Genomic DNA, 13,537 nt, shown 5'->3' with positions numbered 1-13,537 from the left:
CGATGGTGAAACCGGCGACGGCTCGCCAACAAGCCGATTCGGCACGCGCCGTCGCCTTGAACCGGTGCTACAGGCCGCGGTGTTCGAGCGGGATGCCGGGCGCATGCGGATTCGCGTCGTCCGTGGCGTGGCGACGCAGGTTGCCGTCGTCGAACTGCGCGTCGGCGCGCGCCGTTTCCGGATAGCGCTCGGGGTACAGGTGGCGCTGCGCGATGGCCTCGTCGAACGTGCCGGACCACTTCGCGACGACCACGGTAGCCAGGCTGTTGCCGATCGTGTTGCACGTCGCGATCGCCATCGACATGAAGCGGTAGACACCGAAGATCAGCGCCAGCCCCTCCACCGGCAGCAGGCCTGTCGACGTCACGGTCGCCGCGAACACGACGAACGATCCTCCCGATACCGTCGCGGCGCCTTTGGACGTCAGCAGCATCAGCAGCAGGATTCCGAGCTGGTGCTCGAACGTGAGCGGCACGTTGTACGCGTGTGCGATGAACATCACGCCCATCGCCATGAAGATCGACGTCCCGTCGAGATTGAATGCATAGCCGGTCGGCAGCACGAGCCCGACGGTCTGCTTCGCGCAGCCCAGCCGTTCGAGCTTGACCAGCAGGCGCGGCAGTGCGCTTTCCGACGACGCCGTGCCCAGCACGATCAGGATTTCGTCCTTGATGTAGCGCATGAAACGCCACATGCTGAAGCCGGCCAGTTTCGCGGCGAGGCCCATCACGACGACGATGAACAGCACGACGACCGCATAGAAGCTGAGCACGAGCTGCGCCAGCGCGACCAGCACGGCCGTCCCGTTGCTGCCGACCGCAAAGGCGATCGCGCCGAAGGTGCCGATCGGCGCGAGCTTCATCACGAGATTGATGAACGAGAACAACACCTCCGAGATCCGGTCGAGCCCGTCGTTGACGCGCGCGCGCCTCGCTTCGGGAATCGCGAGAATGCCGATGCCGACCATCACCGCCAGGACGACCACCTGCAGCAGCTCGCCTTTTGCGAATGCGCCGATGAAGTTGTCCGGCACGAGATGCATCACGAACTCGGTGAACCCCTGCGGCGCCGCCTTGACCGCGGCGACCGGCACCTTGCCGACCGCAACGGACGTCATGCCTTGACCGGTCCGCAACAGGTTGCCGGCGAACAAGCCGAATGCCAGCGCGATCGTGGACACGACTTCGAAGTACACGATCGCGCGCCATCCGACCCGGCCCGCGCTTTTCACGTCGCCGGCGGACGCGATGCCGTGCACGATCGTCAGGAATACGAGCGGCGCGACGCCGGCCTTGATCAGCGCCAGGAAAACGTCGCCGAGGATCTTCAGTTGCGTGGCGAATGCCGGGAACAGCAGCCCGGCAACGATGCCGAGCACCAGCGATGCGAGGACCTGCATGCCGAGCTTGCGATACCACGGGCGCTTCGGCACGGCGGGGGCCGATGCGTCGCGCGAGGTCGGTGCCTGATTCATGATCGTGTCTCCTCCACGGCGTGCATTCAGATATCGCGGGACAGTGCGACGGCCCGATCCACCATTTGCGGTGCGAGCCCCAGATAATTGGCCGGATCGGTCATGCGATCGATCGCGTCGCGATCGAAATGCCGCGTCACTTCGGGGAGCGCGGCGAGCGCTTCGGCGAGCGTCCCGCCCTGTTCGTTGACCGTCCGGCACGCGTCGTACACGATGTCGTGCGCCTGCTGGCGCCCGGTGAACGGCGCCATCTGCATCATCGCGGCTTCGGCGACGATCAGCCCCTTGCTGATGCCGAGGTTCTGCTTCATCCGTTCCGTGTCGACGATCAGCCCGCCGAGCGCGAACTTCGCCTGATGCAGCGCGCCGGACGTCAGGATGAAGCTCTCCGGGATCGCAATCCATTCCGCGTGCCACGGGCCCGTCGCGCGCTCGAAGTCCTGGATCATCGCGTCGACCATCAGGCCGGCGTGCTGCCGCACCGCCTTGGCCGCCGCCAGCATCAGCTCGCTCGAGATCGGATTGCGCTTCTGCGGCATCGTGCTGCTCGCGCCACGCCCCTTGACGAACGGTTCGTAGACCTCAGCAAACTCGTTCGACGCCATGATCATGATGTCGGTCGCGATCTTGCCGAGCGAGCCGGTGATCAGCGCGAGCAGGTTCACGGCCTCGGCGAAGCCGTCGCGCGCAACGTGCCATGTCGTCGCCGGTACGCCGAGCTTCAGTTCTTCCGCGAGTGCCTTCTGGACATCGAAGCCCTTGTCGCCGAGCGACGCCAGCGTGCCGGCCGCGCCCGCGAACTCGACGACCGCGACACGCGAGCGCAATTGCGCGAGCCGCTGCTGGTGCCGGTCGAACATCGCCAGCCAGATGGCCGCCTTGTATCCGAACGTGACCGGCAACGCCTGTTGCAGATGGGTCCGGCCGGCCATCGCGGTATCGCGGTGCCGCTGCGCCAGATCGGCCAGGATCCCGCGCAGCGCGCGGATGTCGCCGTCGATCGAATCGAGCGCATCGCGCACCTGCAGCGCCACAGCGGTATCCATGATGTCCTGCGTTGTCGCGCCCCAATGGACGTAGCGGCCCGCTTCGCCGCACATCGCGACGAGCTGGTGGACGAGCGGCAGGATCGGATAGCCGACGATGTCCGTCTCCTCGCGCATGTGCTCGAAATCGATGCGCTCGATGCGCGATTCGTGTGCGATCACGTCGGCGGCGTCGGCCGGAATCACGCCGACCCGCGCCTCGGCCTTGGCCAGCGCGACTTCAACATCGATGTAGCGCTGCACGAGCGCGTAATCGGAAAAGATCGCGCGCATCTTTGCGGTACCGAATGCGTCGCGAAACAGGATCGAATCCACGACGGTGCTGGAGACGGGGAGGGGGCTGCTGGGCATGGCGACCTCGAAAACGGGGCAAGAGGAATCGGATCTTCGATGCAGGGTTGCGCCGATATGTCCGGACATATTGAAGCGTATTATGTCCGGACATATCGCTCAAGCGATGTTTACCCTTAAACTGTCGGCGACGACCGATTCGCCGAGAAAATGAACAGACCCCACTTTGCCGAGATTGCGCGCGACCTGACCGAAGGCATCGCGTCGGGCCGCTTCCCGGTTGGCTCATACCTGCCGACCGAGCTCGAATTGCGCGATCTGTACCAGACCAGCCGGCATACGATCCGTGCGGCACTGCACGAGCTGCAGCAGCTCGGTTTCGTCTCGCGCCGCAAGAACGCCGGGACGCGCGTCGAATCGGCGCAGCCGAAAAACGACTTCCGGCCGTCGCTCTCGTCGGTCGAGGATCTCGTCCAGTTCGGCTCTGAGAATTTGCGTGTGGTGCAGTCGGTCGAGCAACTCACCGTTGCCGGCAAGCTCGCGAAGGTGCTGAAGTGCGAAGAGGGAGCACGCTGGCTGCGTATTTCGAGCTTGCGTGTCGAACACGACGCATCGCGTCCGCCGATCGGCTGGACGGATGTCTATATCGATCCCGGCTATGCCGAAATCGTGGAGACGGCTCGCAGCGAGCCGGACACGCTGATCAGTTCGTTGATCGAGGCCCGCTACGGAAGATGCGTCGCGGAAATCCAGCAGAACGTGCAGGCGGTGAACGTCTCGCCGGACATGGCTGCGCGGCTGAAGATCCCGGCGGGAACGGCCGCGCTTGAAATCGTGCGACGCTATATCGATTCGGCGGGCATTGCGTTCGAAATCTCGATCAGCATTCACCCGGCCGAACGATTTTCCGTATCGATGAAGCTGAAACGGTCCGACAGCTAGCCGGGTGGAGCGATGAAGACGTCGACGTCCCGCTTGTTCGACGTCAGGTCGCAGGCAGCGCCCTTGATCGGACCAGTCGTTTCGACCATTGAATACTGGTGCTCGCGGCCTTCTCGACCGCACTGGCGTTCGTCATCGACTTCCGGCTCGTCCAGACGCTCGGGTCGGTCGGTACGATGGCGCCAGCCTATCTGCGCGTACCGATCGGCGTCGGCATCGGCATCGTGCTGCTCGGCGAGTCGCTGTCGGCGTCGGCATGGCTGGGGCTCAGGTGCGGGGTCGCCGGCGTGGCGGCGATGACGCTGCCGTCACGCAAGATCGGGCAGCAGCGCGCGTGACGATAAAGCGGGCCGCGCGTCTATCGCGCCCGTCGCACCGCGGCAAGCGACCGGCCGGGTCTGGCCTGTCCGCATGCCGCGCGCACATCACGCCGTCAACGTCACCGACAAACTGCCGAGCTCGCCGAAGCGGACCGTCAGCGCATCGCCGAGCGGCACGTCGATCGCGCCCGCGTACGAACCGGTCGTCACGATCTGGCCGGCGCGTACCGCATCGCCGCGCGACGCGAGGAAATTGACGAGCCACACGAGCGGCTTCAGCGGATCGCCGTCTGGATGGCGGCCGTCGATCGCGCGATTCAGCGCGCCTTCGAACGACAGCGCCAGCGTCGCGAGCGGCACGTTCAGCCCGTCGTGCACGACAGGGCCGACGCACAGCCCCTGGTTGAATTGCCCGTCGGCCAGCAGCTCGAACTTCGACGCACGCGCCGGTTCCGCATAACGACAGCCGAGCACTTCGAGCACGATGCGCACTTCGCGGATCGCGTCGCGCACGTCGTTCTCGTCGTACGGCTGCTCGCGCGCGGGCAGGTCGCGATCGAGCACGAACGCGATTTCCGGCTCGATCCGCACGATCGGCCCGCCAACGACGCGGTACGGCGCATCGGCTTCGCGGATCGTCGACGCGAAGATCGGCGCGAGGATCACGCGGTCGGGCGGCGGCAGTGCGCATTTCCATCCGCCGACGGGTTCGCCGAGCAGGTCGGCGACGCGCTGCTGGATCGCCAGCGCGGTGTCGACGTCCTCGGGGCGCAGCGCATCGGGCAGCAGCGGGCCGGGCGAGCCGGCATGGCGGGCGGCGACGAGATGCTGGGCGGCGCCGTCCACGCGTTCGGTAGTCGTTGTCATGTCGGTTGAGCGAGTTGAAAGTGAGCCGGCAAAAAAGGGCCGGACGAAGGTTGAAGCTCCGATGATAGCGCCTTCGGCGCGGTCGCAGCGCGGCAGCCTGTCGCCGGCCACGCGCGCACCACCGGCAGCAGGCACGAAGTGCGGACACGTGCGGCGTGTCGCTTTGCCGCATGGCCAGGTTCCCGCGACGCTTGATTGCCGTCAACAACCGAACCGGTCGTCGGCCGATGATGGTGACATGGTCGCGCGATAGGGCGCGCGGCAGTTCACCCCAGCGAGGTTCGCATGTACGAGAGGATCATGGTCGCCGTCGACGGCAGCGCATCGTCGAAACTGGCGCTTGCCGAGGCAGTGAAGGTGGCACTGGCGGGCGACGCGCACGTCGGCGTCGTGTATGTGGTCGACAAGTCGGTGCTGTTCACTTACGCGGGCCGTTTCGACCCGCATGCGCTCGTCGAGGAAATCCGCGAAGACGGCTTCAAGGTGCTGCGCGAAGCCGAACAGATCATCGCGTTGGCCGGCGCGAAGGGCGAAGCCGAACTCGTCGAGACCGAGAGCATCGGCGAGGACATCGCGGAACGCCTGCAGCGCTACGTGAAGGAGCGTGGCATCGATCTCGCGGTGGTCGGCACGCACGGGCGGCGCGGCATCCGGCGCGTGCTGCTCGGCAGCGTCGCCGAGCGCTTCGTGCGCGGCTCGAAGTGCCCGGTGCTGCTGATTCGCGGCGACGATGCCGATGTGCCGGCTGCCGCCGCCGCGGCGTAACGCGGCGGGCGCGCGATGATACGCCGCCAGTACCGGATCGTCGTCGCGGCGATCGCCGTGTTCGTATCGCTCGCCGGGATGATGGCCGTCGTGACGGGGCTGTTGTTCGATTCCGAGACGGCGCTGCGCGGCGGCGCGATCGCGTTGGTTGTCGGCGTGGCCGGCTTCGTCGTGATGCTCAATCCGGGCGCGAAAGGCGAGGAGTGACGCACCAGCGACGCGCTTTTACACAAACGTCGGCGTTCTTGCGGTAACGATATTTGCCCGAGTGTGTTCTGCTGGTGTTGTCACCGGCCATTCCCTACGCGGGTGAATCATCCCGGAATTGCGTAGGTGATTTGCCGGTCCATCGCTTGAATGCGCGGGCGAAATTGCTGGTGCTGGTGAATCCGAGCAAGAAAGCGATCTCGGTTACCGAGCCTGTTCGCTGTTGGATGTAATTGCAAGCCAGTTCCCGGCGCGTGACGTCCATGATCTGCAGGAAATGGGTGCCGCGCTGCGCCAACCGCACCTGCAACGTAGCCGGGCTCACGCATAACGCTTCGGCTACCTTCTCCCTGCTGCAGTCGCCGGAGGGCAGCAATTCGATGATCTTCTGCGTGACGCCGGTCACCACGTCGCTCTTGTCCAGACGTGCAAGATATTGATTCGCGATGTTGTCGTTGACTTGCGCCAATTCCGGGCAGGCTCCGCCGAGCGGCTGCATCAACTCATGCCTGTCGAAAGTCAGCGTAATGGCCTGATTCGAAAAACTGACCGGTGCTCGCATCAACGCGCGGTACGGCTCGTCGCCCTCACGCGGCATGGGACGATGGAATTCCACGGACAGCGGGTTGAATCCCGGTTTGTACAACATGCGCATCGTGTGCACCAGGAAGCCGACGAATGCGTCTTCGGTTTCGCCGCAGACCTCGATCTTGATATCGGTGGCGCGCACGGCGATTGTGTCGCCTTCTTCAATGACATGAACGGTCGCCGCCTGCGACACCAGCCGGAAGTGCCGCTCCAGCCGGCGACAGAAGTCGAGCAGCGTGCTGCTGGCGGCGAGCGCATAGCCGAGCGCATGCAAATTGGAGATATGGATGTGCCGGGCGACCGACAGGCCGAAATACGGATTGTTGGTGGCCTCGACGCACGCGCGGTATAGCCTGGTCAGGGTCGCGACAGGCAGCCGGACCATCGGGCCGTTCACCAAGTGGGGTTGCACGCCGACGGAGCGAAAAATGCGCTCGCTGTCCATTCCGCTGGCTTCCAGAGTCTTGGCGATTGCCGTGCAGTACCCCCCTATGGTCGTCGCTTCTTGCGTTGTGACGAGGGGCGGTTGGCGGTCGGGTTTCAAGGCGCGGTGATGTCGACAGGCGGTGGTGCTGCCGATTCTACACCGCCGCTGAATCGCCCAACGCGCGCTCACGCCGGCCGCCATTCGACCGCGCCGGAACGGCCACGTCCCCCCGCAGTCACTGCTCACCGGCATGTTCCGCGAGTGTTCACCGCGGATCGCTTTGCGGAATGTACTTTTCGTTCCAAAGAGCCGCGCGGTCATTTCCCCCTGCCTATGATCACTTCCTAGCGCGGACAGGTCTGTGCCTCTCCGCCACGACATCATTCCAAGATAAACCGGAGACGTCATGACCGACGAAGCCTTGCTGTTTGAAACAACCGGCGCGGTTGCGCGCTTGACGCTGAATCGCCCCAAGGCGATGAACGCGATGAATATCGCGCTGCTGACCGAACTGGACCGTCGGCTGGCGCAGATCGCCGCCGACGATGGCATTCGCGTCCTGGTCTTGACCGGCGCCGGCCCAGCATTCTGTGCCGGCGCGGACTTGAAGGAGGTGCTGGCAAGTCAGAAGGCGGAGGTGGGTGAAGCAGATTTCCTCGACCGTGCCGACGCAACGCTTGCGCGCCTGCGCAATTTCTCCAAACCGGTGATTGCCGCACTCAACGGCGTCACCATGGCAGGGGGCCTGGAGCTGGCCATGTGCGCCGATATCGTCATCGCTGGGGAAAGCGTTGCCATCGGGGACGCCCATGCCAACTTCGGCGTCTATCCCGGCGCTGGCGGCGCAGCGGTCTTGCCGCGCCTGATTCCCCAGAACATCGCCATGTATCTGCTGTTGACCGGCAAGACGCTTTCGGCGGCCGAGATGAAGGCTTACGGGTTTGTATCCGAAGTACATCCCGACGCTGAATTGTCCGATGCAGCGATGAAGCTGGCCGGCCAGATTGCCGGAAAGAGCCCTGTCGTGTTGCGGCGCATGAAGGAAGTCGCGCGCACCTCCGCCGACAAGAGCCGGGACGACGCCCTGCTGCACGAGCAAGTCATGTTGCGTCGCCATCTGCGCAGCTTTGACCTGCAGGAGGGCTTGCAGGCATTTGCCGAAAAGCGCGCACCGCGATTCCAGGGCCGTTAAGCCGCCCCGATTTCTTCATACCGCATTTCTCATTCCTCTTTCTGGAATTACATGAACGATATCTATGTTGCCGGTGTCGGCATGACGCCGTTCGGACGCTTGCTGGAGCGCAGCGTATACGACATGGTCGGCGAGGCCGTCACCCTGGCATTGAAAGACGCCGGCGCAGAGGCCGCCGACATCGGCTCGGCATTCTATGCGACGCTGACCAATGGTCAGTTCCAGGGGCAGACCGCGATTCCCGGGCCGATCGCCATGCGCCGACTCGGCATCGCGGGCATTCCGGTGTTCACCGTCGAAAACGCCTGTGCGTCCGGCGCTTCGGCATTCAACCTGGCGGTGCAGGCGCTGCGGGCCGGCGCCTGCGACATCGCGCTGGCCGTCGGCGCGGAAAAGATGAACATTGCCGACAAGGCCAAGATGTTCGCCGCGTTCGATGGCGGCTGGGACGTCTCGACCGTCGAGGAAAACAAGAAGACGCTGCTGGCATTGGGCGAAGGCGTCGAGCCCCCGCCTGGCACGATGTCCGATCGCCCTTACAGCGTGTTCATGGATGTCTACGCGGCCATCGCTCGCAACCATATGAAGCGCTATGGCACCACGCAGCGCCAGATCGCCGCGGTCGCGGCCAAGAACCACCAGCACTCGGTGCATAACCCGCTGGCGCAATTCCAGCAGCCGATGTCGATCGAGCAGGTGCTCGCTTCGCCGCCGATCACCTACCCGCTGACGACGGCCATGTGCTCGCCGATCAGCGACGGCGCCGCCGCTGCCGTGCTGTGCACCGCCGCTGGCCTGAAGCGCCTGCAAGGCGAGGCTGGACGCGCAGTGCGCGTGCTGGCCAGCGTCATTCAGACCGGCATGACGCGCAGTGTCGACGAGCCGCACAAGATCATCGCCCACCTCGCGGCGAGGAAAGCCTACGACCAAGCCGGCGTTACGCCGCAGGACGTCGACGTTGCCGAAGTGCACGATGCGTCGGCGATCGGCGAGATCCTCAACGCCGAATCGCTGATGCTGGTGCCGTTCGGCGAAGGCGGCCCGGCAGCCGAGCGCGGCGACTTCACGGTCGGCGGACGCATCCCGATCAATCCATCCGGCGGCCTCGAATCGAAGGGCCATCCGATCGGCGCGACCGGTCTCGGCCAGATTCACGAACTGGTGACGCAGTTGCGCGGCGAAGCCGGACAGCGTCAGGTTCAGGACGCGCGCATCGCAATCCAGGAAAACGGCGGCGGCCTGTACGGCATCGAAGAGGCCGTGGTCGGCGTCAACATCCTGGCGAAACAATAAGGAGTCCGCTATGGGACACGTATTTCGCACCGAAGAGCAGCAGGCTGCCGTCGATGGACTGAAACGCTTCCTCGACGCCGAGATCGATCCGATCTTCAGCAAGCAATACCGCGACAAGTTCGTGCCGCGCGACAAGATGGCCGACATCATGCGGCGGCTGACGGAATTCGGGCTGGTGTCGGGCATCGCGAGCGAAGCCAACGGCGGCATGGGCCTGGATTGGCTGACGTCGCTGATGCTGTTCGAGGAGGTGGCGACCACCTCGGCCGACCTGTCGGTGCCGGTGCTGATCAACTCGTTTGGCGTCGTGCTGCTCGAGAAGGTCGCGCCGCCGCATTTGCGTGAACGCTACCTGCCCGGCCTGTTGAGCGGAGACAGTTTCGTCTCGATGGGCATTTCGGAACCCGACGTCGGCTCCAACGTGCTGGAGATCAGAACGCGTGCGCGCCGCGATGGCGACCATTTCATCATCAACGGCGAAAAGACCTGGATCAGCAACGGCGAGTACTCGGATTTCCTGATCTGCACTTGCCGCACCAGCGACGATCCGCGCAAGGGGCTGACCCATTTCCTGCTCGACCGCAACGAGCATCCGTACGAAGTACGCGGCATCCACAAGATCGGCTTCAACAGCCAGTCCACCGCGCAAATCTTCCTGACCGACGTGCGCGTGCCGGCCTCCAACATGATCGGCAACGAAGGCGAGGGGCTGCGCAATACGCTCTCGCTGTTCGAACGGTCGCGCGTATTCGTCGCCGCCCAGGGGCTGGGCATCGCTCGCCGCGCGCTTGAAGAAGCGGTTCGTTATGCAACGGAGCGGCGCCAGCACGGCAAGGTCATCGCGGGTCACCAATTGATCGCGGCGATGTTGGCCGAAATGGCGACCAACGTGGACGCTGCGCGCCTTTTGACCTACCGCGCGGCATCGATGATCGAAGCAGGCGTGCCGGCCGAGATGGAAGCGGCGATGGCCAAGTATTTCGCCTGCGAAGCAGCCGTGAAAATCGCCCGCCAGGCCGTGCAGATCCACGGGGGTAATGGCGTCACGACCGAATTCCTCGTCGAGAAGCTCGCGCGCGAGGCGATCATCGCGCCGATTCCGGAAGGCACGACCCAGATTCAGCAACTCATTATCGGCCGTGCCTTGACCGGCGTGCCGGCGTTCTAAGAAACATAGCCACAGGAACAATCATGCGCATTGAAGGAAAAGTCATCGTCATTACCGGCGGCGCGTCGGGCCTCGGCCTCGCCACGGCGCGCTATCTGGTACAGGACAAGGGCGCGCGCGTCGCCATCTTCGATCTGAACGCCGAAGCCGGCGCCAAGGCTGTCGAAGAGATCGGCGCCGAACACGCCATGTTCGTGCAAACCGACGTCGCCAGCGAGGAGTCGGTGCAGAACGCGGTCGCAGCCGTGACTGCCCGCTTCGGCACGGTTCACGTCTGCATCAATTGCGCGGCGCTGCCCACGCCGTGCAAGGTGTTGGGCAAGGACGGCAAGGCCACGCCGCTGGCGAAGTTCGCGCAAGTGACGACGGTCAACGTCAACGGCGTGTTCAACGTCATGTCGAAGTGCGCCGAGCAGATGGTCAAGAACGAGCCGGAAGCCGGGGAGGAGCGCGGCGTAGTGATCAACATCTCGTCGGGCGCCGCCTACGAGGCGCAGATCGGTCAAGTCGCCTATGCCGCCTCCAAGGCGGCGCTGCTCGGCATGAACATGCCGGCGGCGCGGGAACTCGGTGACGTCGGCATCCGAGTCAATGCCATTGCGCCGGGCCTGTTCCTGACGCCGATGGTGAAGTCGCTCGACGAAAAGATCGTCAATGCGTTGACGTCGCAGATCGAAGCCCCGCGGCGCCTCGGCGACATGCGCGAGTTCGCGCACTGCTGCGCTTTCATCATCGAAAACGCGTACCTCAACGCGGACACTATCCGTCTGGATGCAGCGTCGCGCCTGCGCGCGCGCTAAACGCGCGGCGCCGGCGGCAGGGCAGCCCTTCCTCTGAGACGAGGGGGGCAAAGTACAAAGGAGACAAATCCGTGAAGATGAACTTTTGCCGCATCATGCGCCTGATGACGCTGCGTTTTCGCGATCGGCAAGCGATCGTCAATGTGGAGCGCGGCCGCAGCTACAGTTACCACGATTATCACCTGTTGACCAACCGCATTGCCGACGCGCTGCGCAACGCGCTCGGGGTCGGCAAAGGCGACAAGTTCCTGCTCATCCTGGATAACGACAGCCTGAGCCTGATGATGCTGCCGACTGTCCTCAAGCAGGAAGGCACGGTGGTCATGACCAACCTGCGGGACGCGCCGGAAGAGCACGCGCGCCAGATCGAACTGGTCAAGCCGAAGGTCGTATTCATTGAAACCCGTCTGCTCGATGGCTACTACGCCATGTTGCGCGCGGCGGGTTGCGAGATCGTCGTCATGGACGACCCGACGCCGGAGCAGGCCGCGCGCCCCGGCGTGCATGCGTTCTGGACCCTGGTCGGCGCGGCTTCCGAACTCGACGCTAACGTCGAGCTGGACGACGATGAGCACATCTGCATGTTGCGCTTCACCGGCGGCACGACCGGTCACGGCAAATGCGCGATGTACTCGATCGACAATCTGATGGCTTGCCGCGACGGCGGTTTCAGCAACCCCGATTTCGGCTTCAACAGCCGCACGCGCATGTTGCACGTGGCGCCGCTCTCGCATGGCACGCTGGTCGCTTTCATCCCGACTTTCTATGCCGGCGGCACCAACCTGACGCTCAATCAGCTCGACCTCGAGCAATGGCGGCAAACGGCCGAGCAGCAGCGCGTGACGCATTCGTTCCTGGTGCCGACCGTGCTGTACCGTCTGCTCGAATTGCAGCACGCCAACCCGCGCGATCTGTCTTCGCTGAACACCCTGATCTATGGCGCCGCACCGATGAGTCCCGCCAAGCTCGAAGACTTGATCAAGTGCTTCGGTCCGATCTTCGCGCAGGTCTACGCCGCCACCGAAGTTCCGATGTTCGTGTCGACGCTCGACAAGGCGGAACACGAGATCGGACAGACGATCGAGGGCGCCGTCGAACGTCTGTCGTCGGCCGGTCGGCCGACGCCGGGCGTCGAAGTCTATGTGACCGATGAGCAGGGCAATCCGCTGCCAACCGGCCAACGCGGCGAAATCCGCATCCGCAGCCGAGCCATCATCAAGGGGTATTACAACAATCCGGAAGCGACGGCCGCCGAGTTTGCCGACGAATCCTGGAAGTCGGGCGACCTCGGCTACATCGACGAGGGCGGCTACCTGCACATCGTCGACCGTTTGAAAGACATGATCATCAGCGGCGGTTTCAATGTCTACGCAATCGAGGTGGAAGCTGCGTTGGCCTCGCACCCGGCCGTCGTGATGTCTGCCGTCGTCGGCATTCCCCATCCCGAGTGGGGCGAGGCCGTGCACGCGGAAGTGATGCTGCGCCCCGGCGCCTCGGTCGACGCCGCCGAACTTATCGCGCACGCCAAGGAAAAGCTCGGGAGCTATAAGGCGCCGAAGTCGGTTGTGTTTGTCGAACAATTGCCGACCTCGGTGGTCGGCAAGGTGTTGCGGCGCGCGGTCAAGGAAAAGTACTGGCAAAACATGCAGCGCAAGGTCAGCTAGACAGTTCCATATGGCATGTAAGCGGGAGTCAACTCAGGGTGATGCCGTTCTGATCCCGTCCTTCATAACGACCGGAGTTTTCGATGAAAAGTATTCAGGTACGCGCGTTGGCGATTGCCGCATTGATTCTGGCCGCGTCCAGCAACGCATGGTCGCAGTCGGGCCAGTCTGCCAGTGCACCTGCAGGTATGCCTGCTGCATCCGCTGCGGAAAGCGTGGTCGCTCCCGTCAGCACAAGGAAGGCCAATCGCGCGCTGCGCCGGAAGGTGTATGCCGCCATCGGCAAGCACAAGAAGATCAGCGCCGGCAATATCAGCATCGTCGCAAGAGGCGGCGCGGTGACGTTGAGCGGCACGGTCACGGACGCTGCGCAGGTCAATGAGGTTGCGGAGATCGCGAAGGGGGTTCCAGGCGTCACCTCCGTGACCAACAAGCTCGTCGTGCAAAAGCCGTTCGGCGGTTCGTAACAAGCTCGCGCCTCGGGGGAAGTGAG

Annotated in this window: 13 protein-coding genes and 1 pseudogene; 10 read left to right on the top strand and 4 right to left on the bottom strand. The window is 64.2% G+C overall.

The window, feature by feature from the left end:
• Positions 1-67: 67 nt before the first annotated feature.
• Positions 68-1,474 carry a cation:dicarboxylate symporter family transporter gene (locus tag R9B84_RS19610; protein WP_423760037.1) on the bottom strand — a complete coding sequence of 469 codons (1,407 nt, stop codon included), beginning with the start codon at positions 1,472-1,474 and terminating at the stop codon, positions 68-70.
• 26 nt (positions 1,475-1,500) lie between these two features.
• Entirely contained in the window at positions 1,501-2,871 is a 1,371-nt protein-coding gene (locus R9B84_RS19605; protein WP_423760036.1) for a class-II fumarase/aspartase family protein, read from the bottom strand.
• A 150-nt stretch (positions 2,872-3,021) separates the two neighbouring features.
• Here R9B84_RS19605 and R9B84_RS19600 point away from each other — a divergent pair, with 150 nt between their 5' ends.
• Both R9B84_RS19600 and R9B84_RS19595 read left to right on the top strand, forming a co-directional pair.
• On the top strand, positions 3,022-3,753 hold the full coding sequence (locus R9B84_RS19600; protein WP_423760035.1) for a GntR family transcriptional regulator: 732 nt from the start codon (positions 3,022-3,024) through the stop codon (positions 3,751-3,753).
• Positions 3,754-3,845: 92 nt separating this feature from the next.
• A pseudogene (locus R9B84_RS19595) lies at positions 3,846-4,091 on the top strand (EamA/RhaT family transporter); the annotation flags it as partial.
• An 87-nt stretch (positions 4,092-4,178) separates the two neighbouring features.
• Here the strand turns inward: R9B84_RS19595 and R9B84_RS19590 are convergent.
• Positions 4,179-4,940 (bottom strand): 2-keto-4-pentenoate hydratase, encoded by a 762-nt coding sequence (locus R9B84_RS19590; protein WP_423760034.1) that lies wholly within the window; start codon positions 4,938-4,940, stop codon positions 4,179-4,181.
• Positions 4,941-5,225: 285 nt separating this feature from the next.
• On the opposite strand from R9B84_RS19590, the gene R9B84_RS19585 reads away from it, so the two are divergent.
• Together R9B84_RS19585 and R9B84_RS19580 are read left to right on the top strand one after the other, a co-directional pair.
• On the top strand, positions 5,226-5,705 hold the full coding sequence (locus R9B84_RS19585) for a universal stress protein (protein ID WP_423760033.1): 480 nt from the start codon (positions 5,226-5,228) through the stop codon (positions 5,703-5,705).
• 15 nt (positions 5,706-5,720) lie between these two features.
• Entirely contained in the window at positions 5,721-5,912 is a 192-nt protein-coding gene (locus tag R9B84_RS19580; protein ID WP_423760032.1) for a DUF2964 family protein, read from the top strand.
• A gap of 94 nt (positions 5,913-6,006) precedes the next feature.
• Here R9B84_RS19580 and R9B84_RS19575 read toward each other — a convergent pair whose 3' ends face one another.
• Complete coding sequence (locus R9B84_RS19575; protein WP_423760031.1) at positions 6,007-7,248, bottom strand: AraC family transcriptional regulator; 1,242 nt, start codon at positions 7,246-7,248, stop codon at positions 6,007-6,009.
• 85 nt (positions 7,249-7,333) lie between these two features.
• Here R9B84_RS19575 and R9B84_RS19570 point away from each other — a divergent pair, with 85 nt between their 5' ends.
• The 6 genes from R9B84_RS19570 to R9B84_RS19545 all read left to right on the top strand — a co-directional run bounded on the left by R9B84_RS19570 (position 7,334) and on the right by R9B84_RS19545 (position 13,511).
• Positions 7,334-8,119 carry an enoyl-CoA hydratase/isomerase family protein gene (locus R9B84_RS19570; RefSeq protein ID WP_423760030.1) on the top strand — a complete coding sequence of 262 codons (786 nt, stop codon included), beginning with the start codon at positions 7,334-7,336 and terminating at the stop codon, positions 8,117-8,119.
• 51 nt (positions 8,120-8,170) lie between these two features.
• Positions 8,171-9,412 (top strand): thiolase family protein, encoded by a 1,242-nt coding sequence (locus tag R9B84_RS19565; RefSeq protein WP_423760029.1) that lies wholly within the window; start codon positions 8,171-8,173, stop codon positions 9,410-9,412.
• Between the two features lie 10 nt (positions 9,413-9,422).
• The gene (locus tag R9B84_RS19560) at positions 9,423-10,580 is read left to right on the top strand and encodes an acyl-CoA dehydrogenase family protein (protein ID WP_423760028.1); all 1,158 of its coding nucleotides are present in this window, start codon (positions 9,423-9,425) and stop codon (positions 10,578-10,580) included.
• 23 nt (positions 10,581-10,603) lie between these two features.
• Entirely contained in the window at positions 10,604-11,380 is a 777-nt protein-coding gene (locus tag R9B84_RS19555) for an SDR family NAD(P)-dependent oxidoreductase (RefSeq protein ID WP_423760027.1), read from the top strand.
• Positions 11,381-11,457: 77 nt separating this feature from the next.
• Positions 11,458-13,044 carry a class I adenylate-forming enzyme family protein gene (locus R9B84_RS19550; protein WP_423760997.1) on the top strand — a complete coding sequence of 529 codons (1,587 nt, stop codon included), beginning with the start codon at positions 11,458-11,460 and terminating at the stop codon, positions 13,042-13,044.
• Between the two features lie 83 nt (positions 13,045-13,127).
• Positions 13,128-13,511, top strand: coding sequence for a BON domain-containing protein (locus R9B84_RS19545; RefSeq protein ID WP_423760026.1), 384 nt, complete (start codon positions 13,128-13,130; stop codon positions 13,509-13,511).
• Positions 13,512-13,537: the final 26 nt, after the last annotated feature.

The organism is Burkholderia sp. NLJ2, assembly GCF_049487195.1.
In the GTDB taxonomy this organism is placed as follows: domain Bacteria; phylum Pseudomonadota; class Gammaproteobacteria; order Burkholderiales; family Burkholderiaceae; genus Burkholderia; species Burkholderia pyrrocinia.
This window is presented reverse-complemented; position numbering and strand designations above follow the sequence as displayed.